Genomic DNA, 22637 nt, shown 5'->3' with positions numbered 1-22637 from the left:
TGCGGAGTTCTCCAGGGCAGACGTATTCGGGCGGATGCCACCCTCCAGGCTACTGGGCCGGACGGATCACGACCAAAAGGTCTCCGGCATCGACTTGCGCGGTCTCGGCGATGGCGAGGCGTTCGACCACTCCGTCGACGGGCGCGGTGATCGCGGCTTCCATCTTCATCGCCTCGATCGAGGCGACCGGCTGGCCCGCCGTGACGGTGTCGCCGACGAGCGTCTTGAGCGTCACGACGCCCGAGAACGGCGCCGCGACCTGTCCCGGCCGGGTGGTGTCGGCCTTCTCTGCCTGTCGCGCCTCGACCTTGATGCTGCGGTCCCGCACGAACACGGGGCGCAGCTGGCCGTTGAGGGTGGTCATGACGGTGCGGATGCCCTTGTCGTCGGCCTCGCCGATCGCCTCGAGCCCGACGTACAGCTGCACGCCGCGCTCGATCTCGACGACGTGCTCCGCGCCGGCGGTGAGACCGTAGAGGTAGTCGACGGTGTCGAGCACGCTGAGGTCTCCGAACACCTCGCGCGTCTGCTGGAACGCGCGGGTCGGGCCGGGGAACAGCAGCTTGTTCAGCATCTCGCGCCGCGATGCGGCATCGGCGTCGAGCGCCGCGGACTCGGCATCCGTCAGCGGAGTGAGGTCGATGCTCACCTGGCGGCCCTGCAGCACCTTGGTGCGGAAGGGCTCCGGCCACCCGCCCGGCAGGTCGCCCAGCTCCCCCGCCATGAACCCCACGACCGAGTCGGGGATGTCGTAGTTCTGCGGGTTCTCGGCGAAGTCCTTCGGGTCCGCCTTGACGGCGGCCAGGTGCAGCGCCAGGTCGCCCACGACCTTCGACGACGGTGTGACCTTCGGCACGCGCCCGAGGATCTCGTTCGCGGCGGCGTACATGTCCTCGATGAGCTCGAAATCCTCGGCCAGGCCGAGCGCGATCGCCTGCTGACGCAGGTTCGACAGCTGGCCGCCGGGGATCTCGTGGTGGTACACGCGGCCGGTGGGGCCCGGCAGTCCCGACTCGAACGGCCGGTACAGGTGGCGCACCGCCTCCCAGTAGGGCTCGAGGTCGCTCACGGCGTCGAGCGAGATGCCGGTGTCGCGCTCGGTGTGCGACAGCGCGGCCACGAGGGCCGACAGCGACGGCTGGCTCGTGGTCCCCGACATCGGCGCAGCGGCCGCGTCGACGGCATCCGCCCCCGCCGCGCTCGCGGCGAGCAGCGTGGCGAGCTGTCCGCCGGCGGTGTCGTGCGTGTGCACGTGGACCGGGACGTCGAAGCGGTCGCGCAGCGCACTGACGAGACGGGATGCCGCCGCCGGGCGCAGCAGGCCGGCCATGTCCTTGATCGCCAGGACATGGGCGCCCGCGTCGACGATCTGCTCGGCCAGACGCAGGTAGTAGTCCAGCGTGTAGAGGTCTTCTGCGGGATTGAGCAGGTCGCCGGTGTAGCAGACGGCGACCTCGGCGATGGACGTGCCCGTGGCGAGCACCGCATCGATCGCGGGACGCATCTGCGCCACGTCGTTGAGCGCGTCGAAGATGCGGAAGATGTCGATGCCCGACGCGGCGGCCTCGCGCACGAACGCGTCGGTGACCTCGGTCGGGTACGGCGTGTAGCCCACGGTGTTGCGCCCGCGCAGCAGCATCTGGATCGCCACGTTGGGCAGCGCGGTCCGCAGGCGATCCAGGCGCTCCCACGGGTCCTCGCCGAGGAAGCGCAGCGCGACGTCGTAGGTCGCGCCGCCCCAGGCCTCGACCGACAGGAGCTGCGGGGTCAGGCGTGCCACGTACGGCGCGACGGTCACGAGGTCCTTCGTGCGCACACGCGTGGCCAGCAGCGACTGGTGCGCATCGCGGAACGTCGTCTCGGTGACCCCGAGCGCCGTCTGCTCGCGCAGCGCCTTCGCGAAGCCGGCCGGCCCCAGTTCGAGCAGCCGCTGGCGCGAACCGGCCGGCGGCTCCGTCGTGAGGTCGAGGGCCGGGAGCTTCAACCGCGGGTCGACGGTGACCGGGTTGTCGCCGTTCGGCTTGTTGACCGTCGTGTCGGTGAGCCAGTTCAGGATCTTGGTGCCGCGGTCCTTGGACTCGCGTCCCTTGAGCAGTCCCGGCCGCTCGTCGATGAACGAGGTGCTCACGTCGCCGGCGACGAACGACGGGTCGTCGAGCACCGCCTGCAGGAAGGGGATGTTCGTCGAGACGCCGCGGATGCGGAACTCCGCGAGGGCACGGCGCGCGCGCACGACCGCGGCGCCGAAGTCGCGGCCGCGGCACGTGAGCTTCGCCAGCATCGAGTCGAAGTGGGGGCTGATCTGCGCGCCGGCGGCGGTCGTGCCGCCGTCCAGGCGGATGCCGGCGCCACCCGGCGAGCGGTACGTCGTGATCTTGCCGGTGTCGGGGCGGAAGCCCTGGGTCGGGTCCTCCGTGGTGATGCGGCACTGCAGTGCGGCCCCGCGCAGGTGGATCTGGTCCTGCGTGAGGCCCAGGTCCGCGAGGCTCTGCCCCGCCGCGATGCGCATCTGCGACTGCACCAGGTCGACGTCGGTGACCTCTTCGGTGACGGTGTGCTCGACCTGGATGCGCGGGTTCATCTCGATGAAGACGACCTCGCCCGTGCGCGGGCCGGCCGTCTCGAGGAGGAACTCGACGGTGCCGGCGTTCTGGTAGCCGATCGAGCGTGCGAAGGCGACGGCGTAGCCGTGCAGCGCGTCGCGGACGGCCGCGTCGAGGTTGGGCGCCGGAGCGATCTCGATCACCTTCTGGTGGCGGCGCTGCACCGAGCAGTCGCGCTCGAACAGGTGCACCGTCTCGCCCGCCGCGTCCGCGAGGATCTGCACCTCGACGTGCCGCGGGCGCAGAACCGCCTGTTCGAGGAACACGCGGGCGTCGCCGAACGCGCTGCCCGCCTCGCGCATCGCCTCGGCGAGAGCCGGCGCGAGTTCTTCGGCACGCTCGACGCGCCGCATCCCTCGTCCGCCGCCGCCGGCGACCGCCTTCACGAAGATCGGGAATCCGATCGCTTCGGCCTGCGCCAGCAGCTCGTCGACGTCCTCCGACGCCTCGGTCGAGCGCAGGACCGGCACGCCGGCCGCGACCGCGTGCTGCTTGGCGGTGACCTTGTTCCCGGCCATCTCGAGCACGTTCGCGGGCGGGCCGATGAACGCGATGCCGTTCGCGGCCGCCTTCTCGGCGAGCTCGGGATTCTCGGACAGGAAGCCGTAGCCGGGATAGATCGCGTCGGCGCCCGCCTCCTTCGCGACGCGCACGATCTCGTCGACGTCGAGGTATGCGCGGACCGGATGCCCCACCTCGCCGATCTGGTAGGCCTCGTCGGCCTTCAGCCGATGCAGCGAGTTCCGGTCCTCGTAGGGGAACACCGCGACTGTGCGCGCCCCCAGCTCGTACGCGGCGCGGAAGGCGCGGATGGCGATCTCTCCGCGATTGGCGACCAGGATCTTGCGGAACATTCGACCTCCGTCAGCGGCGGTGCGCGCGGGTCGGGGATCTGCGCCCCGGATCCGGCTGAGTGTGCTCTCAGCCTAGGGGACGGTAACGTGGTGGCTTGTGCACGTCCTATCCGTCAGCTCGCTCAAGGGTGGCGTCGGCAAGACGACCGTGACTCTCGGACTCGCGTCGGCGGCTTTCGCCCGCGGTGTCCGCACGCTCGTCGTCGACCTCGACCCGCAGTCCGACGTCTCGACGGGAATGGACATCCAAGTCGCCGGTCGACTCAATGTCGCCGACGTCCTGGCCAATCCCAAGGAGAAGACGGTCCGTCAGGCCATCACCTCCAGCGGGTGGGCCAAGGTCCACCCCGGCACGATCGACGTCATGATCGGCAGCCCGTCGGCGATCAACTTCGACGGCCCGCACCCGAGCGTGCGCGACGTCTGGAAGATGGAAGAGGCGCTCGCCACCATCGAGGCCGACTACGACCTCGTGCTCATCGACTGCGCGCCCTCGCTCAACGCCCTGACGCGCACCGCGTGGGCGGCGTCGGACCGTGTGGTCGTGGTGACCGAGCCGGGCCTGTTCTCGGTGGCCGCCGCCGACCGCGCGCTGCGCGCGATCGAAGAGATCCGCCGCGGCCTCTCCCCCCGCCTGCAGCCGCTGGGCATCGTGGTCAACCGCGTGCGCCCGCAGTCGATCGAGCACCAGTTCCGCATCAAGGAGCTGCGCGACATGTTCGGTCCGCTCGTGCTCTCGCCGCAGCTGCCCGAGCGCACGTCGCTGCAGCAGGCGCAGGGCGCGGCCAAGCCGCTGCACATCTGGCCGGGTGACTCCGCCCAGGAGCTCGCCGCCGACTTCGACTCGCTGCTGGACCGCATCATGCGCACGGGCCGCATCCCGTCGCCCGACGACCCGCGTCCCTGACGGACGACCAGCGGATGCCGCATCCCGGCATCCCTCGGGCTCACCACTTTGCTCACCCAGTGAGCAGAATGAGCATCTTGTGCACGCGGGGGTGAACACGACTTGCCATCCGCGGCGAAATCGCTGACCATATCGCCATGGCACCGATGACGTTGCATCCCGACAGCATTGCCGTGCACGCCGGCCGCGAAGACCTCGCGAGCCTCGGCGTCCACGCCCTCCCCCTCGACCTCTCGTCGACCAACCCGCTGCCCGATCTGGAGGTCGGCGGCATGTCGTACGAGGTGCTCGCGACCGGCGGTCACCCGTTCGAGGGCGGCTCGAATGTGTACGCACGCCTGTGGAACCCCACGGTCGCCCGGTTCGAGGAGGCGCTCGCACGCCTCGAGCACGCCGAAGAGGCGGTCGCGTTCTCGTCGGGCATGGCGGCGATCACCGCGGTGCTGCTGGGGGTGTCGCATGAGTCGGGCAAGCGGCACGTCGTCGCGGTGCGCCCGCTGTACGGCGGCACCGATCACCTCCTCGCGTCCGGGCTGCTCGGGCTGGAGACCACCTTCTGCGCCCCCGACGGCGTGGCCGCCGCGGTTCGCGACGACACGGCGCTCGTCGTGCTCGAGACGCCCGCCAACCCCACGCTGGAGCTCGTCGACCTGCGCGCCGTCGTGGCCGCCGCGGGTGACGTGCCGGTCCTCGTCGACAACACCTTCGCCACGCCTGTCCTGCAGCAGCCGCTGGAGCTCGGCGCCGCCCTGTCGCTCCACAGCGCCACGAAGTACCTGGGAGGCCACGGCGACGTCGTCGGCGGAGTGGTGGCGTGCGACGCGCGTCTGGCGGCCGCCCTGCGGCGCACACGCGCCATCACCGGCGCGATCATGCATCCGCTCGCGGCGTACCTGCTGCATCGGGGCCTCGCGACGCTTCCGGTGCGGGTCCGGGCGCAGCAGGAGGGCGCACGCGTCGTCGCGGAGTGGCTCACGACGCGCCCCGAGGTGTCGCGCGTGCACTTCCCGGGCCTGCCCGGCTGCGACCCCGAAGGGCTCGTGGGCACCCAGCAGGCGGGTCCGGGCGCGATGATCGCCGTCGAGCTCGCCGGTGGTTACGAGGCCGCCGCCGCGCTCACCGCGCGCGTCGAGCTGTTCACGCACGCGGTGTCGCTCGGGAGCGTCGACTCGCTCATCCAGCACCCGGCCGCGCTCACGCACCGTCCGGTGGTGTCCGACGCGAAGCCGTCGGACGCGCTGGTGCGGCTGTCCATCGGGCTGGAGGATCCGCAGGACCTCATCGCCGACCTGGGCCAGGCGCTCACCGCGACGGCGCGCACGAACAGCGCGGCGATGTCGAACGCCGGCTGAGTCAGGAGGGGTGGGTCACGCCGTCCGCGCCGAGCGCCGGGCGGCGAGCTCGTCCAGCGGGTCGGGCTTCTCGACCTCGAACTCGACGAGCTCGGACTCGACCTCGCGCAGCACCTTGCCGACGGCGATGCCGAAGACGCCCTGACCCCGGCTGACGAGGTCGATGACCTCGTCGTTCGAGGTGCACAGGTACACCGATGCCCCGTCGCTCATGAGCGTGGTTCCCGCGAGGTCGCGGATGCCGGAGGCGCGCAGCTGGTCGACGGCGGTGCGGATCTGCTGCAGCGAGATGCCGGTGTCGAGCAGGCGCTTGACGAGCTTCAGCACGAGGATGTCGCGGAACCCGTACAGGCGCTGCGATCCCGAGCCGCTGGCGCCGCGGACGGTGGGGACGACGAGCTCGGTGCGCGCCCAGTAGTCCAGCTGGCGGTAGGTGATGCCGGCGGCGCGGGCGGCCACGGCGCCCCGGTAGCCCACTTCGTCGTCCATCGCCGGGAGTCCGTCGGTGAAGAGGAGTTCGGCGGAGAAAGGCTCGTTGTCAGCCATGTCGCGGGTCATGCCCGTCCCCCCTCCGAATCGGTATGTTCCACGCTAGATCAGCCAGGTGCCCGCGGCAACGACATCCGCCGTTCGGGCCTCGGCGTGTCGCGCGAAGGACCGGAATCGGATGCCGGCGGCTCAGGCCAGCAGCCGGTCCAGCGCCGTGCGCACGAAGATCGCGCGCACCTCGTCGAGGCGCTTGGCGAGCTCGGGTGCCACCTCGCCGGCCCGGCCGCGAGAGGCGGCGTCCGTCCGCCGCAGCAGCGGCGCGAGCGCCGATTCCACGAGCGCGACATCGCGTTCGGCGTTCTGGCGCAGTGCGCGCACGTGGCGCGGCTCGATGCCGTGCCGGTCGAGCGCGACCAGGGCCCGCAGCAACGCGACCTGCTGCTCGGTGTACGACTCCGCGCCGGTCATGACGCCGGTGCTGATGGCGTCGTTGAGCAGCTGCGGCGCGGCGCCGGCGGCCGCCAGCAGCTCGTCGCGGCGATAGCGGCGCGGCGCGGGGACGATCGACGGCGGCGGCACGGCCGACGGCGTCGCGGGGTCGCGACCGGCGTCGACGTCTTCGAGGTAGTCGCGGATGACCGACAGCGGCAGATAGTGGTCGCGCTGCAGCGTCAGCGCGAGACGCAGGCGCTCGAGATCGGCCTGCGAGAACTTGCGGTAGCCCGACTCGGTGCGCAGCGGCGTGACGATGCCCTGCACCTCCAGGAAGCGCAGCTTGCTCGACGTGAGTGCCGGGAATTCTGGCGACAGACGCGCCAGAACCTGACCGATGCTGAGAAGACCCGCGGGCGTCGCGTTTTCACGGACGGAGGCCGCGGGCATCAGGCGTCCGCCGCCCGCGCGAGGTCTGCCGGCGAGACGAAGAAGTTGAGGCGGAACTTGCCGATCCGCACCTCGGCGCCGTTGCTCAGCGTGGCGCGGTCGACGCGTTCGCCGTTGACGTAGGTGCCGTTCAGCGACCTCTGGTCGACGAGGTCGAACGTCGTTCCCGAGCGTGTGATCTCGGCGTGACGACGCGACACGGTGACATCGTCGAAGAAGATGTCGGCCTCGGGATGCCGCCCCACCGTGGTGACGTCGGCGTCCAGGAGGTAGCGCGCACCTGCCGTCGGGCCCGAGCGGACCAGCAGCAGCGCGGCGCCTGAGGGCAGCGCGTCGATCGCATCGAGCTCGGCTTCGCCCAGTTCGCTGCCGAACGGCACGAACGACAGGTCGGAGTCGTGACCGAAGGTCTGCGTCGTGTCGGCCGCACGGTCGGAATCGTGTGCGTCGGCCCCGGCTGCGCGGCGGATGTCGCCCTCATCGGGTCGGCGGTCGTGCTCCACGGTGTCCTCCTCTGTGGCGTTCAGCCTATCCGATCGACTGGGCCGCGGAAGAGGCCGAATCCGCGTGCCGGTCACGAATCGTCCATCCCGCGGACCTGATCGCGCAATGTTTCGTCCCGTGTCGCGCGAGATGCCGCCGATCCCGCACCCGTCTTAGCCTGGCTGCATCGATCCGAGCGGATCCGCAGAGAAGGAGCATCCCGTGACCAGCCCGTACAGCCGCATTCCCGCCCTCGAGGTGCGTGAGCGTGCGGTCTGCATGTGCGACCACGGTGACGCCTGCTCCTCGTTCGCCCCCGGGCACGCGCTGCACCTCATCCAGGCGCGCCTGGCCGCGGCGACGCCGTCGGACTGGGCGGACGCCATCGTCGCCGATGCCGACGCACGATCGGGGTTCGTCATCGTCCGCACGCTGGCGGGCGACGAGATCGCACTGTGGAACGGCACCGGCGCGGCGGAGGCCGCCGCACCTGGAACCCCCGTCGCCCTGCACGAGCGCTACCACGTGCTCGCCGTGGGCGCGCGGCGGTTCAACGTGCTTCGGGGCTGAGCGTCAGCTCATCGCCATCATCATGTCCTTGACGGCCATGCATGCCTCCATGCACGCCTTGCAGGACTGAGCGCACATCTTGCAGACCTCGCTGTGGTCGGCGTGCTCCATGCACTCGTCCATGCACAGCTGGCACATCGCCATGCAGGCGTCGAGCATCGAGATCATGACCGCGGGGGTCATGCCCTGCATCCGCATCATCGCCCGCATCATCGTGTTGCACATGTCGGCGCAGTTCATGCAGGCCGTCGCGCACGACATCATCTGCGTGGAGCACACCGTGCACGCCTGCTCGCAGGCCGAGCAGGCGTCCATACACGCCTGCATGACGGCCATGTCCATGCTCTCCATGCCGGGCATCGACGTCATGTCCTTCGACATGGCGCCCATCATCATCGCGTCCATCCGCCGCTTCCTTCCGTTGCCGGGCCGGCGGGCAGATCCCCCGCCTTGCGGCCATGCTAGACCTCGGCCGTCCCGGATCGAAGGGCCGATTAGGCTCGATCGCGTGATGTCACAAACTCTTCACACACCTCGCTCAGCGAAGCTGTCCGCGGCCGTGGCCGCCCTCGCCCTGGCGTTCGTCGCGGTGCTGGCGACGGCATCCCCCGCCTCCGCCCACGACGCGCTCATCGGCAGCGACCCGGCCGACGGAAGCACCGTCGCCGCCCTGCCTACGCAGGTCGCGCTCACGTTCAGCGCCGACATCGCGGACGACCCCGGCGCCTCCGAGGTGCAGGTGACCGACGCGTCGGGCGCCGACCTCGCCGACGGCGAGCCGACGGTGAGCGACAACGTGCTCACGCAGCCGGTCGCCGGCGACGCCTCCGGTGTCGTGACGGTGCTGTGGAAGGTGGTGTCGAGCGACGGGCACCCCACCTCGGGACAGTTCACGTTCACGGTCGAGGGCGCGCCCGAGCCGACGCCGACCGATTCGGCCACCCCCGTGCCGACCGAGACGGTCGCGCCGGCGCCCACGCCGACCGAGACGTTCACGCCCGGGCCGCCGATGGAGTCCGAGAGCACGGACGCGCCGGTGTGGCCGTGGGTGTTCATCGGCCTCCTGCTCGCGGGCGCCGCCGGAGCGATCATCTATCTGCTGGTCTCGCGTGCGCGGCGCAACAGCGCGCTGAATGAGCTGGCCGAAGACAGGGCTCGGGATGCCGGCGGCCAGGGTGCCGCGCCCGGCTCCGGGCCCGATTCCGACCACTAGGCTGGAAGCATGCCTCACTACGACGTCGCCATCCTCGGCGCGGGGCCCGGCGGGTACGTCGCGGCCGTCCGTGCTGCTCAGCTCGGCCTCACGGTCGCGGTCATCGAAGAGAAGTACTGGGGCGGTGTGTGCCTCAACGTCGGCTGCATCCCCTCGAAGGCACTGCTCAAGAACGCCGACCTCGCGCACACGTTCCACGACAAGGCCGAGCTGTTCGGCATCTCGGGCGACGTGCACTTCGACTTCGGAGTGGCGTGGGACCGCAGCCGCAAGGTGTCCGAGACGCACGTCAAGGGTATCCACTTCCTCATGAAGAAGAACAAGGTCGACGAGTACGACGGGCGCGGCACGTTCACCGGCCCGAACGCGATCAGCGTCGCCAAGAACGACGGCACGACCGCCGAGGTGACGTTCGACAACGCGATCATCTCGACCGGTTCGCGCGTGCGCCTGCTGCCGGGCGTGCAGCTGAGCGAGAACGTCGTGACGTACGAGGAGCAGATCCTCACGCGCGAGCTGCCGAAGTCGATCGTCATCGTCGGCGCCGGCGCGATCGGCATGGAGTTCGCCTTCGTCCTCACCCACTACGGCGTGAAGGTCACGATCATCGAGTTCCTCGACCGCGCGCTCCCGAACGAGGACGCCGACGTGTCGAAGGAGATCACGCGCCAGTACAAGAAGTACGGCGTCGACATCCTCACCTCGACGAAGGTCGAGACCGTGGTCGACCACGGCGACCGCGTGACGGTCACCTACACCCCGAACGCGGGCGGCGAGTCGCAGTCCATCGACGCCGACAAGGTGCTCATGTCGATCGGCTTCGCGCCGAACGTCGAGGGCTTCGGCCTCGAGGCCACGGGCGTGAAGCTCACCGAGCGCGGCGCCATCGACATCGACGACCACATGCGCACCAACGTGCCGCACATCTACGCGATCGGCGACGTGACCGCCAAGCTGCAGCTCGCCCACGTGGCCGAGGCACAGGGCGTCGTCGCCGCCGAGACCATCGGCAAGGCCGAGACCATGACGCTCGGCGACTACCGCATGATGCCGCGCGCGACGTTCTGCTCGCCGCAGGTCGCGTCGTTCGGCCTCACCGAGCAGCAGGCGCGCGACGCCGGCTATGACGTGAAGGTCGCGAAGTTCCCGTTCTCGGCGAACGGCAAGGCCAACGGCCTGGGCGAGCCCGTCGGCTTCGTGAAGGTGATCGCCGACGGCGAGCACCTGGAGCTCCTCGGCGCCCACCTGATCGGCCCGGACGTGTCGGAGCTGCTGCCCGAGCTGACCCTCGCGCAGAAGTGGGACCTCACCGCGCTCGAGGCGGCCCGCAACGTCCACACGCACCCGACGCTGTCGGAGGCCGTGCAGGAGGCCTTCCACGGCCTCGCCGGCCACATGATCAACCTCTGATCACGCGAACGCAGAAGGACGCCCGGAGCCGCAGGCTCCGGGCGTTTCTGTGTCGGGCTCAGGCGCCGAGCGCCCTCGCGAGCTTCGACGCGGATGCCGCCTCGCGGCCGCCCGCCGCGCGCACCGCGTCCTCGGCGGCCGCGAACAGGGCGGCTCGGGTGTCCGCCGAGGCAGGTGCCGCCGGGCCGAGCTCGAACTCCCACTCACGCCACGCGCGTCGGGTGCCGTCGCGCTCATCGGTCGCGACGACGTGGTCGTCGACGAACTCCGCCACCAGTCCGCCGTCAGCGTCCTGCAGCGCGTAGGCGGTGCGCTGGTTGCGGATGCGGGCGATCGGGGCGTAGTCCGTGGATGCCGCGACCGTCGCGAGCGCGGCGGCGACGGCATCCGGAACCGTCGTCCCTTCGGCGCCGAGCGGCCACTGCAGCTCGATGCGGCCGCCCTCGGCGTCGCGCGGGCCCTTGATGTGCCAGCCCTCGTCGGGGCCGCCGGTGCGTCGTCGCACGGCATACCCGGCGCGGGCGAGCGCGAGGTCGACGGTGTCGAGGTAGACGGCGTCGAGGTCGCGCACCTCGCCGGCGCCGAGCGACGTCACGCCCGGCAGGCCGGACCAGTCGGGCAGCGGAGTGTCGGCGTCGACGTCGAACTTCAGCTCGATCTCGACCGAGCGGGCCGGGTCGGGGTGATCCCCGCCCGGCTCAGTCGTCACGACCGTCGGGATTCGGGTCGATGTCTTCGGTGGCCTCGACGTAGACGAACCGGGTCTCGGTGGGTCCGTCGGCGTCGCCGGTGTTGGCGTCCTCGCCTTCGCGGCGGTAGACGAGCTGTCCCTCGCCGTAGGGGACGATGTACGAGTCGTCGATGGTCGGGTCGAGCGGGAGGATCTGCCCGTCGAGGGGTCCGCCGTGGAGTCGTGCGATGGCCATGACGCCAGCGTAGACCCCCGCACGCACGTGCAAGCGCTTCCAGCTTGGGCCCCTAGAATCGCGAGCGTGAAGGCCATCCGAACGTTCACCGTCCGTCCCGTCCTCGCTCCACCGCTCGCTCCCCTAGACCGGCTCGCCTCCAACTGGCGCTGGTCGTGGAGCCGGGCCACCCATTCCCTGTTCGCCTCGATGGATCCCGAGCTGTGGGACGACATCGGGTCGAACCCCGCCCGCATGCTCGGCGCCCTCGGGCAGGAGCGGCTCGATCAGCTCGCGCAGGACGACGCGTTCGTCGCCCGCGTGCGCGAGGAGGACGAGCGCCTGACCGCGTACCTCGACGGCGACCGCTGGTTCCAGCGCCTCGAGGGCGAGAAGCCCGTGCACATCGCCTACTTCTCACCCGAGTTCGGCGTCGACGGCTCGCTCCCCCAGTACTCGGGCGGTCTCGGCATCCTCGCCGGCGACCACCTGAAGAGCGCCTCGGACCTCGGCGTCCCGCTCACCGGTGTGGGTCTCTTCTACCGCGCCGGCTACTTCCGCCAGTCGATCGGCGACGACGGCTGGCAGCGCGAGAGCTATCCCCTGCTCGATCCGTACGGTCTCGGCCTGACGCTGCTGCGCGACCGGGACGGCGCCCCCGTCGAGATCGCGCTGCAGCTTCCGGGCGACCGCCGCCTGCACGCCCGCGTGTGGGTCGCCGACATCGGCCGCATCCCGCTGCTGCTGCTCGACTCCGAGACGCCGTCCAACACCGACGAGATGCGCCGCGTCACCGACCGGCTGTACGGCGGCGGCGGCGAGCACCGCCTGCTGCAGGAGCTGCTCCTCGGCGTCGGTGGCGTGCGCGCCGTCCGCGCGTTCAGCGACCTGACCGGACGCCCCGCCCCGGACGTGTACCACACGAACGAGGGCCACGCCGGGTTCCAGGGCCTGGAGCGCATGTCGGAGCTCATCACGCACGACGGGCTCTCGTTCGACGAGGCGCTGGCACAGGTCCGCGCCGGCACCGTCTTCACGACGCACACGCCCGTGCCCGCGGGCATCGACCGGTTCCCGCGCGACCTCATCGCCGACTTCCTGACGAACGGGCTCTTCCAGGGGCTCGACGCCGGCCGCGCGATCGCGCTCGGGCTGGAGACGTGGGAGGGCGGCGACCAGGGCGTGTTCAACATGGCGGTGCTGGGCCTGCACCTCGGTCAGCACGCCAACGGCGTCTCGCTCCTGCACGGCGAGGTCAGCCGCGGGATGTTCGGGATGCTGTGGCCCGGCGTCGACACCGACGAGGTGCCCATCACGTCCATCACGAACGGCGTGCACGCGCCGACGTGGGTCCACCCGGCACTCAAGTCGGTGAGCGAACGCGCGTGGGGCGACGCCTACACCGACACCCACGACTGGAACGACCGGAGCGTCGTGAGCGACGCCGAACTGTGGGGCGTCCGCCAGCAGATGAAGGGCGAGCTGGTGGCCGAGGCGCGACGCCGGGTGGCGGCATCCCTCGCCAACGGATCGAGCCACACGCCGGCCTGGGTGGACGACCTGCTCGATCCAGAGGTGCTCACCATCGGCTTCGCGCGCCGCGTGCCCACGTACAAGCGCCTGACGCTCATGCTGCGCGACCCCGAGCGGCTGACGCGGCTGCTCACCGATCCTGAGCGACCGGTGCAGATCGTGATCGGCGGCAAGTCGCACCCAGCGGACGACTCGGGCAAGATCCTCATCCAGCAGCTCGTGCGCTTCAGCCGCGACCCGAAGGTGCGGGGACGGATCGTGTTCCTGCCCGACTACGACATCACGCTGGCGAAGGACCTGTACCCCGGCTGCGACGTGTGGCTCAACAACCCGCTGCGTCCGCTGGAGGCGTGCGGCACGAGCGGCATGAAGGCCGCGCTCAACGGCGCACTCAACCTGTCGATCCTCGACGGCTGGTGGGACGAGTGGTACGACGGCGACAACGGCTGGGCGATCCCGACGGCCGACACCGCCTCGAACGACGAGGAGCGCGATGACGCCGAGGCGGCGGCCCTCTACGACCTCATCGAGCACCAGCTGGTGCCGAAGTTCTATGACCGCGAGGGCGGCATCCCGCACGCCTGGCTGGGAATGGTGCGCCACACCATGACCGACCTCGGCACGAAGGCGACGAGCGACCGCATGGTGCGCGACTACGTGCAGCGCCTGTACGTCCCGGCGGCGGCGCACGACGTGGCGCTGCGGGCGGACGGCTTCGCGCAGGCGCGAGAGGTCGCGGCGTTCACCGGCCGCGTGCGCGACGCGTGGAGCCGCGTGTCGATCGCGAGCGTCGAGGGCTCGGGCATCCCGCAGCAGGCGCAGGCCGGCGACACGCTGGAGGTCCGCGCGGACGTGCGGCTGGACGGCCTGTCGCCCGACGACGTCGCCGTCGAGCTGCTGTACGGCCGCACCGACGAGGACGACGCCCTCGCCCGCGACCACTCGGTCCACCAGCTGCTCCCGGGCGACGCCGTCGACGGCGTGACGCCGTTCCGCGCGGCCCTGCCCCTGTCGGTCACCGGCACCTTCGGCTACACCGTGCGCGTGCGCCCGGCGCACCCGCAGCTGGTGTCGCCTGTCGAGCTCGGTCTCGTCACCTACGCGTCGTAGACGAGAGGATGCCGGCGGCAGACGCCGCCGGCATCCTTACGTTAAATCGTTCCAATCTCCCTTGACCCGCTCTGGGCGCGCGGACTAGCCTCGGTGCGGAAAACGTATTCCCGGCATCTGACCCGGGTTTACAACGATGCACCAGACCGGGAGCGGTTTCGACGATGAATCCACGCAAGACACCTGTTCGCCTGCTCGTGGCCGGTACGGCCGCGTGCATACTCACGCTCGGGCTCGCGCAGCCCGCGCTGGCCGGGGCGCCTGCTGCTCCGGCATCCACGGGTCCCCAGCTCGAGTCCCTCGACCGCGGGCTGGTCGCCGTGTCGACCGACGAGGGGGTGTTCCTCAGCTGGCGCCTGCTCGGCACCGAGGCGGGACCTGCCACCGAGACTGGCGTGAGCGGACCGTCGTTCGCGGTGTTCCGCGACGGTGAGCGCATCGCGACGGTCGACGACAGCACGAACTACGCCGACACCGACGGCACCGCCGCGTCGGTCTACACGGTCGCGCCGGTCTGGCACGACGTCACCGGCGAGCAGTCCGCGCCCGTGGCCGTGTGGGGCGACGGGTTCTACGACCTGCCGCTGCAGAAGCCGGCCGACGGCGTGGCGCCCCAGAGCGTCGCCTTCCCCGATGGCGAGCCGTACACCTACTCGGCGAACGACGCCTCGGTGGCCGACGTCGACGGCGACGGCGCGTACGAATTCGTCGTCAAGTGGGATCCGTCGAACTCGAAGGACGTGTCGCAGAAGGGCTACACCGGCCCGGTCTACATCGACACCTACGAGCTGGACGGCACGCTGCTCAACCGCATCGACCTCGGCGTCAACATCCGCGCCGGTGCGCACTACACGCAGTTCATGGTCTACGACTTCGACGGCGACGGCCGCGCCGAGACCATGCTCAAGACTGCGCCGGGCACGAAGTCGATCCGCTACGACGCCGACGGCGGCGTCGCGTCCGAGTCGTACATCACGATGCTCGCCGACGACGTGGCCGCCGGCTACTCGAACGACGACGACTACCGGCTGAGCGCCGCGGACTACCGGCAGCACCTGATCGAGATGTTCGAGGGCTGGTCGTCGCACCCCGAGGTGGTCGCGGGGCACTGGCCGGCGACGCTGGAGCAGGCGTTCGGGATCCCGGTGACGCACGAGTACCCGCTGTCGGAGGCATCCGCCACCGAGCTCGTGGACTACTTCATCTCGACGTACGCGCCCTCGCGCAGCGCGCGCAACGACCTGACGACCTTCGAGGGCTTCATCGTCGACGGACCCGAGTACCTGACGGTGTTCGACTCGGCCACGGGCGACGAACTCGAGACCGTCCGCTACGAGCCCGGGCGCGACGACGACGGCCTGCTGTGGGGCGACTACGCGATGGCCCGCATCGAGCCGGGCAACCGCGTCGACCGCTTCCTCGCGGGCGTCGCGTACCTCGACGGGCAGCACCCGTCGGCGATCTTCGCACGCGGCTACTACACGCGCACGACGCTGCGCGCGTACGACTGGGACGGCGAGCACCTGTCCACGCGCTGGGCGGTCGACAGCGGGCACGTGCCCATGACGAACCCGTTCAACGACGGCCCGCACGGCCGCGACGGCACCGATCCGGTCTACGGCTCGATCACGACGCAGGGGTTCCATTCGCTGAGCGCGGCCGACGTCGACGGTGACGGCAAGCACGAGATCGTCTACGGCTCGGCCACCATCGACGACGACGGCGGACTGCTGTACAGCTCGTTCGACGTGCTGCCCGAGGGCAGCGCCGACCCGGGCGAGAACGTGCGCCTCGGCCACGGCGACGCGATGCACGTGACCGACATCGACCCGAACCGCCCCGGTCTGGAGATCTGGACCTCGCACGAGGGCGCCACCTTCGCCCCGTACGGCTCCGACCTGCGCGACGCCGCGACCGGCGAGGTCATCTTCGGCGCGTACTCGGGCCGCGACACCGGGCGCGCGATGATCGGCGACGTGCGACCGGACGTACCCGGTCTGGAGACGTGGGCGAGCATGCCCGGCGGCACCGAGGCGTCCGGTCTCATGAGCGCGACGGGTCAGATCCTCGGATCGGCGATCCCGGGCACGAACCAGTCCATCCACTGGGCCGCCGACATGACGACGCAGATCGTGAACGGCAGCGGCGACCAGGACGTCACGATCGACGACTGGACGCGCGGCACCGTGCTCGCAGCCACGGGGACCCGTGCGAACAACGGCACGAAGGGCAATGCGTCGCTCGTCGCCGACGTGCTCGGGGACTGGCGCGAGGAGCTGCTGGTGCGCACCACCGACTCGCACGCGCTGCGCATCTTCACGAGCACCGAGGTGACGACGCACAAGCTGCCGACGCTCATGAGCGACCTGCAGTACCGCGCCGAGGTGGCACGGCAGAACACGACGTACAACCAGCCGTCGTACACGAGCTACTACTTCGCGAGCGACATGGACTTCGCGAAGGTGCCCGTGCGCACGACGACGGCGACGCCGGGCGAGCCGAAGTTCGTCGATCCGAAGGGCTCGGGCTCGGACCACGTGGTCGTGACGCCTGACCCGGCGTTCGACTACTACGTCAACGGCGTCAAGGCCGACAAGCCCCTGGTGAAGGTTCCGGCCGGGTCGGCGGTGCAGGTGACGGCGGTGCCGAAGTCCGGGATCGCGGTGGCCGCCGGCGCGGCCTCGACCTGGACCCACCAGTTCGGCACCGACCGCTGAGACGAGTGGATGCCTCGGCCCGGCGATCCCGTCGGGCCGAGGCATCCGCGTCTCTCACGGAACCTAAGCTGGTCGGGTGAAGCCGTTCGTCCTGCTCGCGACGCGGGCCGAGGATCTGCCGGCCGATGAGGAGTACGGGCTGTTCCTGCGGTACGCGGGGCTGGAGCCCGATCAGCTGATCCGGGTTCGGCTGGAGTCCGAGCCGATGCCGCGGCTCGACCTCGACGCACTGTCGGGGATCTTCGTGGGCGGCGGGCCGTTCAACGCCTCGGACCCGCTCGAGAAGAAGTCGCCGGTGCAGCAGCGGGTCGAGGCGGAGTTCGCGCAGCTGCTCGACGAGGTGGTGGCACGGGACTTCCCGTTCCTCGGCGCCTGCTACGGCATCGGCACGCTGGGCTCGCACCAGGGCGCGGTCATCGACCGCCGGCATCCCGAGCCGATCAGCGTCGTGCCGGTCACCGTGACCGACGCGGGCGCCGCCGACCCGCTGCTGGCCGACATGCCCGCGACGTTCGACGCGTTCGTCGGGCACAAGGAGGCGATCTCGCAGCTGCCGGCCTCGGCGACGCTGCTGGCGTCGTCGCCGGCGTGCCCGGTGCAGATGTTCCGCGTGGGAGCGAACGTGTACGCCACGCAGTTCCACCCTGAGCTCGACGTCGAGGGCATCACGACCCGCATCCACGCCTACGCCGATCACGGATACTTCGCGTCCGACGAGCTGGAGCTGACCCTCGCCGCCGTTCGACGCGTCGCGGTGTCGCACCCGAGCCGCATCCTGCGCGCGTTCGTCGATCGCTACGCGCGCTGATCCAAGGGCTGGACGACGAGCCGTTGCCGTCCGATTCCGACGACTGACGCTCTCAGTCGCGGGCGTCGATGACGCGCGCGACCTCGACCTCACCCGCGGGTGCCACTGCGTCGAGGCCTGCGCTGAGTCCGATGTCGACGAGCACGAGCTCGCCGGCGAGTTCGGGGCCGCGGCCGGCGGCGAGCCCGGCCTTGACGGCGCCGAAGGTGACGGTGAGGGATGCCGCCAGCACGGCGTCGTCGGCGGCTCCGCTGTCGGGGTGCAGCCCGCTCGGCAGGTCCACGGCGATCACGCGCGGCATCCCCCGGCGCGTGTGCACGAGCGACCGCAGACTGAGGACGGCCTCGCGCGCGATCCCGTGAAGTGCGCTGTCGCGCGCCGCGCCGATGCCGAGGATGCCGTCGAGCACGAGGGCGTAGCGCGCATCCCGCAGTTCGGGCAGTTCCACGCGACGCGCGCCGGAGGCCGTCGCGGCGGCGAAGGCTCGTTCGTGGAAGCGGCTGCCCACGAGCAGCAGGTCCACGTCGGCGAGGCCGCCGACGGCGGCGGCGGCGTACAGTGCGTCGCCGCCGTTGTCTCCTGATCCGGCGAGCACGAGCACACGCGGTCGTCGACGGTCGGGGGCGTCCTGCAGCAGCGGCTCGAGGACGATCGACGAGGTGATGGGGGTCGCGGGGACGCCGCCGAGCTCGCCCCGCACGACGTCGGCCAGCGCGCCCGCGGCCCGCTGCATGAGCGGCTCCCCCGCGTCGAGCAGCGGCCGCTCGGCGGCGCGCACCTGCTCCGCCGAGTACGTCGGCACGCGGACGGTCACGAGGCATCCTCGGTCGCCCGCGCACGCTCCCGTCCGTCGTCCGGTCCGGGGCTGCTCCCGTGCTCGTCCTCGCGCTTGTCGTCGTCGCCCTTGGCGATGCGCTCGCGGCGCTCCCTGTCGGCCTCGGCACGGGCGTGCTCGAGCTCCTCGCTCGCCACGCGGACGGCATCCTCGGCCTGCCTCACCCGCCGCATCGCGAACGTGGGCGAGCCGTAGCGCTCCCGCACCCGGTCGACCTGCTCACGCTCGCTGACGATCACCCACGTCGAGGCGAGCAGGATCACCTGCGCCGACAGGTTGAGCCACAGCAGCAGGGCGATCAGCGCGGCGAACGAGGCGAGCAGCGGGTTCGCGCCGGCACCGCTCACGAACAGACCCGACAGCTGCTGCAGCACGGTGAGGCCGATCGCGCCGATGAACGCTCCCGCCCACAGCGCCCGAGGTCGCGCGTGCACGCCGCTCAAGGTGACGAAGGCGAGGGCGATGATCGCCATGTCGAGGGCGAAGACGACGACGAGCGAGACGCCGCGGGTCGCGATCCGGGCGAGGTCGCCGCCGATCCCGAGCCAATCGAGCACCGCGCCCACGAACGACGTGCCGACGAACGTGGCGCCCGCAGAGAGGACGAACCCGCCGCCGATCGCGGCGGCGAGCAGCAGGTTGCGCAGCAGCACCCAGAGGAAGAACACGTCGTCGTGCACCTTGTCGGCGAGCGTCCGCATCCCCACGCGCAGCGATCCGACGGCGCCGATCGCGGCGCCCACGAGACCCACGAGGGCGATGATCCCCGCCACGGTGAAGCCGGCCGGCGCGTCGATCTCGGTGACGTCGACCACGCCGCGCTTGCCCACCAGGCCCGGGATGGCGGCATCCACCGCCGACACCAGTGCCCGCAGCGCCTCGGGATTGCCGGCGAGCCAGACCGCGGCGACCGAGAACCCGAGCAGCACGCCGGCGAAGACCGAGAACAGGGCGCGGTACGTGACGCTGTCCGAGAGCATCGGCCCGCGGCGCTCGGAGTAGTGCAGCCAGACGCGCACCGGCCGGAGAGAGAGCGCCCAGGCCGTGACCTTCTTGATCCACTCCGCCATGCCCGCCACCATACCGAGCGACCAGGACGACGCGGTGAGGGGTTGACGCGGGGCGACAGACGCCCCATCTACCCGACCGCGGTCACGACCCGGTCAGAAATCCCAGGTACCAGTCCCAGACGGCCTCGCCGGCGAAGACACCGGTCCAGGCGCCGAGGATCATCCACGGACCGAACGGGATCGCGGTCTTGCGGCCTGCGCGCCGCAGCAGCAGCAGAGCGACGCCGAACAAGCCGCCGTATAGGAACGCTGCAGATGCGCCGACGGCGAGAGCTCCCCAGCCGACCCACCCGAGGTGGATGCCGATGACACCGGCGAGCTTGACGTCTCCGCCCCCCATGCCTCCCCTGCCGACCAGCCGCAGGACGAAGTAGAACGTGTACAACACCGTCATGCCGATCGCAGCACGCAGCAACGAGTCCCACTCCCGCTGCACCCCGGCCGCGATCGCGAAGAGGACGCCTGCGACAGCAAAGCTGGGCAGCACGATCCGGTTCGGCAATCGATGCGCGCCGACGTCGATCGCGGTCAGCGCGACGCTGATGGCCGCGAAGGAGAGGAACGCGACGGCGACGAGGGCGAGCGCGAGCGGCTCGCTCGACGAGACCCCCAACGTCGCCGGGCTCGTCAACGCCGTCCACGTGACGACCGCGAACGCCATGCCCGTGACGACGGCGACGACCGACGATCGTGCTGCAGTGCCGCCCCGACCGCGTGCGCTCCGGTCCACCGGAGCGGCGACGTCGACCATTGCCGTCATCGCCCATCCGACGAGCAGACCGAGTACGCCCGCGCTGACGGCGAGGAGGGGAGGGAGAGCCGTCGGCACTCCGGCAGGGTACCGGCTGATGACGCGGCGTCGGAACATCCAGCGCTTCGGCTGGCGCTTGTCCTGCAGGCCGAGGTCAACTCATCGCGCCGACGAGCAGGGCCCTGCCGTAATCTCCTCGGCGCCGCCGGCAAGGTGAAGGGCATCGACTCCGCCCCCCGAGATGATCCTCACACAGACGCTGCCGATGTCGCCGACGTCACCGGAGACCTGCAGTGCGAGCGGGGGGTCGACGTAGCGCGTGATCGCGGTCGTGTCGACATCGATCGGCGCAATCGAAGGGCGCTGCGCCATCTGGGCGGTGATCATGGCCGCCGCGTTCGCGGCGGCCGCCGCGGCGGCGTTGTTGCGAGCATGCTGCTGCAGGTTGAGGTACAGAGGTATGGCGATCGCCACCAGGATCGCGAAGATCACGACGACGATGATCAGCTCGACGAGCGTAAGACCCCGTTCCGCGTCCTCACGGGCTCGGCCGACTGAGAGATCGCCTGTCTGCACTGCACGCATGACGAGTCTCTCCCCGGATGAGATCGTCGACCGATATCCCGTGGGCGCGCCTCGCAGCCGCAGTCGGCGTCCCACGCCCACGGGGCGCGTCCCGCGCATGACCGAGCACGCGTCCCTCCCCTCTGTCGACAATGGCAAAGTGACGCAGACAAGACAACCCGCACAGCGCAGCTTTCACTCAGGACATACGCAAGAGGACCTGTCGAGACTCCATAATTAATTTTACGGGATTAACATTAATTTTGAGCTCCATCGGTACACATTTGGAGGTGTACATGCCCACCTTCGTCGAGCGACTCTGGGACGCCCGTGACGCCACCCACCTCGGCCGGCGTGATCGTGCGGCCGGGCGCTACCTCGCGTTCGTGCCGGACGAGCTCGGACGCACCCTCCCCGCCATAGGACCCGCAGCCCAGGCCGCCGCCGAGGACGCCCTCACCGTGCTCGCCCGCGCCGACGAGCGCATCGGCTCGCACGGCGCGTACCTCAACCACCTGCTGATCCGTTCCGAGAGCATCTCGTCGTCGTGGATCGAGGGCAACCGGATCACGCCGAAGCGCCTCGCGATCGCCGAGACCCTCGACACCGGTACCCGCGTCGCGCTCGACGTCATCGGCAACGTCCGTGCGACCGAGGCGGCCATCGCCGCCCTCGCGGACCGCGATCGCCCTGTGACAGCCGACGACATCGTCACCCTGCAGCACGTCATCGAGCCGTCTCTGCCGCCAGGCCTGCGCACCGAGCAGAACTGGGTCGGCGGCCCCGGCTGGAGTCCCCTGCGCGCCGACTTCGTCCCCCCGCCCGAGACGGAGGTGCGCCGGCTCGTCGACGACCTGGCCGCGTTCGTGACCGAGACGGCGGGCAACCCCGTCGTGCGCGCGGCCATCGCGCATGCGCAGTTCGAGACGATCCACCCGTTCATCGACGGCAACGGTCGCACCGGCCGCGCCCTCATCCACACCGTGCTGCACCGCACGGACGCACTGCGCGGCATCCTCATCCCCATCAGCACCGTCTTCGCCGGCGACACCGACGCCTACATCGCGGGACTCACGGCCTTCCGCGCCGACCCACCGCGGCTCGACGACTGGATCATCGGCTTCGCGCAGGCCACCGAACGCGCCGCAGCGAACGCCGTGCAGCTCGCCGCCGACGTCGTCCGGCTCGACGAGCAGACCCTCGCCGAACTCATCGCCTACCGCCGGAGCCGGGGACTCTCCCCCGCCGCGCCGCGCCGCGACGCGGTCGTGCTGCGCATCCTCGCCTCGCTCGCCGCCGACCCCGTCCCCACGATCGAGTCGGTCGCGCTCAAGCACGGCGTCTCGACGGTCGCCGCGCATCGGGCTCTCACCGAGCTGGCGGATGCCGGGATCCTCGGCCGCACCAAGGACCAGCGCGGCCGCCTCATCTGCTGGACCGCCGATCGCCACCTCGCACTCGTCGCCCTCACCGAACGCAGCAACCGCATCGGCGGCGGCGACACCGACCACCGTCGCCCCGCCGGCGGACCTGCCGTCCCCGACGCCGCACACGTCGGACGCCTGCGCTGATAACCGGCGG

20 protein-coding genes are annotated in these 22637 nt (G+C 70.8%); 9 read left to right on the top strand and 11 right to left on the bottom strand.

Going from position 1 to position 22637, the window contains the following annotated elements; all coding sequences use genetic code 11:
- Positions 1–49 precede the first annotated feature (49 nt).
- A complete protein-coding gene (locus tag FB391_RS05975; RefSeq protein ID WP_141893467.1) occupies positions 50–3457 on the bottom strand; it encodes a pyruvate carboxylase in 3408 nt (1135 codons plus the stop codon).
- A gap of 97 nt (positions 3458–3554) precedes the next feature.
- On the opposite strand from FB391_RS05975, the gene FB391_RS05970 reads away from it, so the two are divergent.
- Together FB391_RS05970 and FB391_RS05965 are read left to right on the top strand one after the other, a co-directional pair.
- Positions 3555–4364, top strand: coding sequence for a ParA family protein (locus FB391_RS05970; RefSeq protein WP_141893466.1), 810 nt, complete (start codon positions 3555–3557; stop codon positions 4362–4364).
- Positions 4365–4501: 137 nt separating this feature from the next.
- Positions 4502–5716 carry a trans-sulfuration enzyme family protein gene (locus FB391_RS05965; protein WP_141893465.1) on the top strand — a complete coding sequence of 405 codons (1215 nt, stop codon included), beginning with the start codon at positions 4502–4504 and terminating at the stop codon, positions 5714–5716.
- A gap of 15 nt (positions 5717–5731) precedes the next feature.
- Here FB391_RS05965 and FB391_RS05960 read toward each other — a convergent pair whose 3' ends face one another.
- From FB391_RS05960 to FB391_RS05950, 3 genes are all read right to left on the bottom strand, one after another.
- Positions 5732–6274 carry a MerR family transcriptional regulator gene (locus FB391_RS05960; RefSeq protein WP_141893464.1) on the bottom strand — a complete coding sequence of 181 codons (543 nt, stop codon included), beginning with the start codon at positions 6272–6274 and terminating at the stop codon, positions 5732–5734.
- A 120-nt stretch (positions 6275–6394) separates the two neighbouring features.
- Positions 6395–7087 (bottom strand): transcriptional regulator FtsR, encoded by a 693-nt coding sequence (gene ftsR / locus FB391_RS05955; protein ID WP_141893463.1) that lies wholly within the window; start codon positions 7085–7087, stop codon positions 6395–6397.
- Positions 7087–7590 (bottom strand): FHA domain-containing protein, encoded by a 504-nt coding sequence (locus FB391_RS05950; RefSeq protein WP_018170535.1) that lies wholly within the window; start codon positions 7588–7590, stop codon positions 7087–7089. Before FB391_RS05950 ends, ftsR begins: the two co-directional genes overlap by 1 nt.
- Positions 7591–7792: 202 nt before the next feature.
- Between FB391_RS05950 and FB391_RS05945 the strand changes: the two genes are divergently transcribed.
- Entirely contained in the window at positions 7793–8140 is a 348-nt protein-coding gene (locus FB391_RS05945; protein WP_185842960.1) for a hypothetical protein, read from the top strand.
- Between the two features lie 3 nt (positions 8141–8143).
- On the opposite strand, the gene FB391_RS05940 is transcribed toward FB391_RS05945, so the two are convergent.
- Complete coding sequence (locus FB391_RS05940; protein WP_141893462.1) at positions 8144–8545, bottom strand: four-helix bundle copper-binding protein; 402 nt, start codon at positions 8543–8545, stop codon at positions 8144–8146.
- A 154-nt stretch (positions 8546–8699) separates the two neighbouring features.
- On the opposite strand from FB391_RS05940, the gene FB391_RS05935 reads away from it, so the two are divergent.
- Positions 8700–9353, top strand: a complete 654-nt coding sequence (locus FB391_RS05935) for a copper resistance CopC family protein (RefSeq protein ID WP_246093372.1) — start codon at positions 8700–8702, stop codon at positions 9351–9353.
- Between the two features lie 9 nt (positions 9354–9362).
- The gene (gene lpdA, locus FB391_RS05930) at positions 9363–10763 is read left to right on the top strand and encodes a dihydrolipoyl dehydrogenase (protein ID WP_141893461.1); all 1401 of its coding nucleotides are present in this window, start codon (positions 9363–9365) and stop codon (positions 10761–10763) included.
- 58 nt (positions 10764–10821) lie between these two features.
- On the opposite strand, the gene FB391_RS05925 is transcribed toward lpdA, so the two are convergent.
- Both FB391_RS05925 and FB391_RS05920 read right to left on the bottom strand, forming a co-directional pair.
- A complete protein-coding gene (locus FB391_RS05925) occupies positions 10822–11472 on the bottom strand; it encodes a CYTH domain-containing protein (protein ID WP_141893460.1) in 651 nt (216 codons plus the stop codon).
- Positions 11462–11689 (bottom strand): response regulator, encoded by a 228-nt coding sequence (locus FB391_RS05920; RefSeq protein WP_141893459.1) that lies wholly within the window; start codon positions 11687–11689, stop codon positions 11462–11464. The genes FB391_RS05925 and FB391_RS05920 overlap by 11 nt, the downstream gene beginning before the upstream one ends.
- A gap of 66 nt (positions 11690–11755) precedes the next feature.
- Between FB391_RS05920 and glgP the strand changes: the two genes are divergently transcribed.
- The 3 genes from glgP (at position 11756) to FB391_RS05905 (ending at position 17836) form a co-directional block, all read left to right on the top strand.
- On the top strand, positions 11756–14311 hold the full coding sequence (gene glgP / locus FB391_RS05915) for an alpha-glucan family phosphorylase (RefSeq protein ID WP_141893458.1): 2556 nt from the start codon (positions 11756–11758) through the stop codon (positions 14309–14311).
- 164 nt (positions 14312–14475) lie between these two features.
- The gene (locus FB391_RS05910) at positions 14476–17028 is read left to right on the top strand and encodes a rhamnogalacturonan lyase (RefSeq protein WP_141893457.1); all 2553 of its coding nucleotides are present in this window, start codon (positions 14476–14478) and stop codon (positions 17026–17028) included.
- A gap of 76 nt (positions 17029–17104) precedes the next feature.
- On the top strand, positions 17105–17836 hold the full coding sequence (locus FB391_RS05905; RefSeq protein ID WP_141893456.1) for a glutamine amidotransferase: 732 nt from the start codon (positions 17105–17107) through the stop codon (positions 17834–17836).
- A gap of 52 nt (positions 17837–17888) precedes the next feature.
- Here FB391_RS05905 and FB391_RS05900 read toward each other — a convergent pair whose 3' ends face one another.
- The 4 genes from FB391_RS05900 to FB391_RS05885 form a co-directional block, all read right to left on the bottom strand.
- Positions 17889–18650: an NAD(P)H-hydrate epimerase gene (locus FB391_RS05900; RefSeq protein WP_141893455.1), complete on the bottom strand. Its 762-nt coding sequence runs from the start codon at positions 18648–18650 to the stop codon at positions 17889–17891.
- Positions 18647–19741 (bottom strand): YihY/virulence factor BrkB family protein, encoded by a 1095-nt coding sequence (locus tag FB391_RS05895; RefSeq protein WP_141893454.1) that lies wholly within the window; start codon positions 19739–19741, stop codon positions 18647–18649. The genes FB391_RS05900 and FB391_RS05895 overlap by 4 nt, the downstream gene beginning before the upstream one ends.
- Before the next feature lie 82 nt (positions 19742–19823).
- Entirely contained in the window at positions 19824–20570 is a 747-nt protein-coding gene (locus FB391_RS05890) for a prepilin peptidase (RefSeq protein WP_246093371.1), read from the bottom strand.
- Positions 20571–20651: 81 nt separating this feature from the next.
- The gene (locus FB391_RS05885; RefSeq protein ID WP_185842958.1) at positions 20652–21077 is read right to left on the bottom strand and encodes a type IV pilin protein; all 426 of its coding nucleotides are present in this window, start codon (positions 21075–21077) and stop codon (positions 20652–20654) included.
- A gap of 275 nt (positions 21078–21352) precedes the next feature.
- Between FB391_RS05885 and FB391_RS05880 the strand changes: the two genes are divergently transcribed.
- Positions 21353–22627, top strand: coding sequence for a Fic family protein (locus tag FB391_RS05880; RefSeq protein ID WP_141893452.1), 1275 nt, complete (start codon positions 21353–21355; stop codon positions 22625–22627).
- Positions 22628–22637 lie beyond the last annotated feature (10 nt).

It is taken from the genome of Microbacterium kyungheense (genome assembly GCF_006783905.1).
GTDB lineage: Bacteria > Actinomycetota > Actinomycetes > Actinomycetales > Microbacteriaceae > Microbacterium > Microbacterium kyungheense.
Note: the sequence above shows the minus strand (reverse complement) of the source record. Positions and strands in the feature narration are given on the sequence as shown.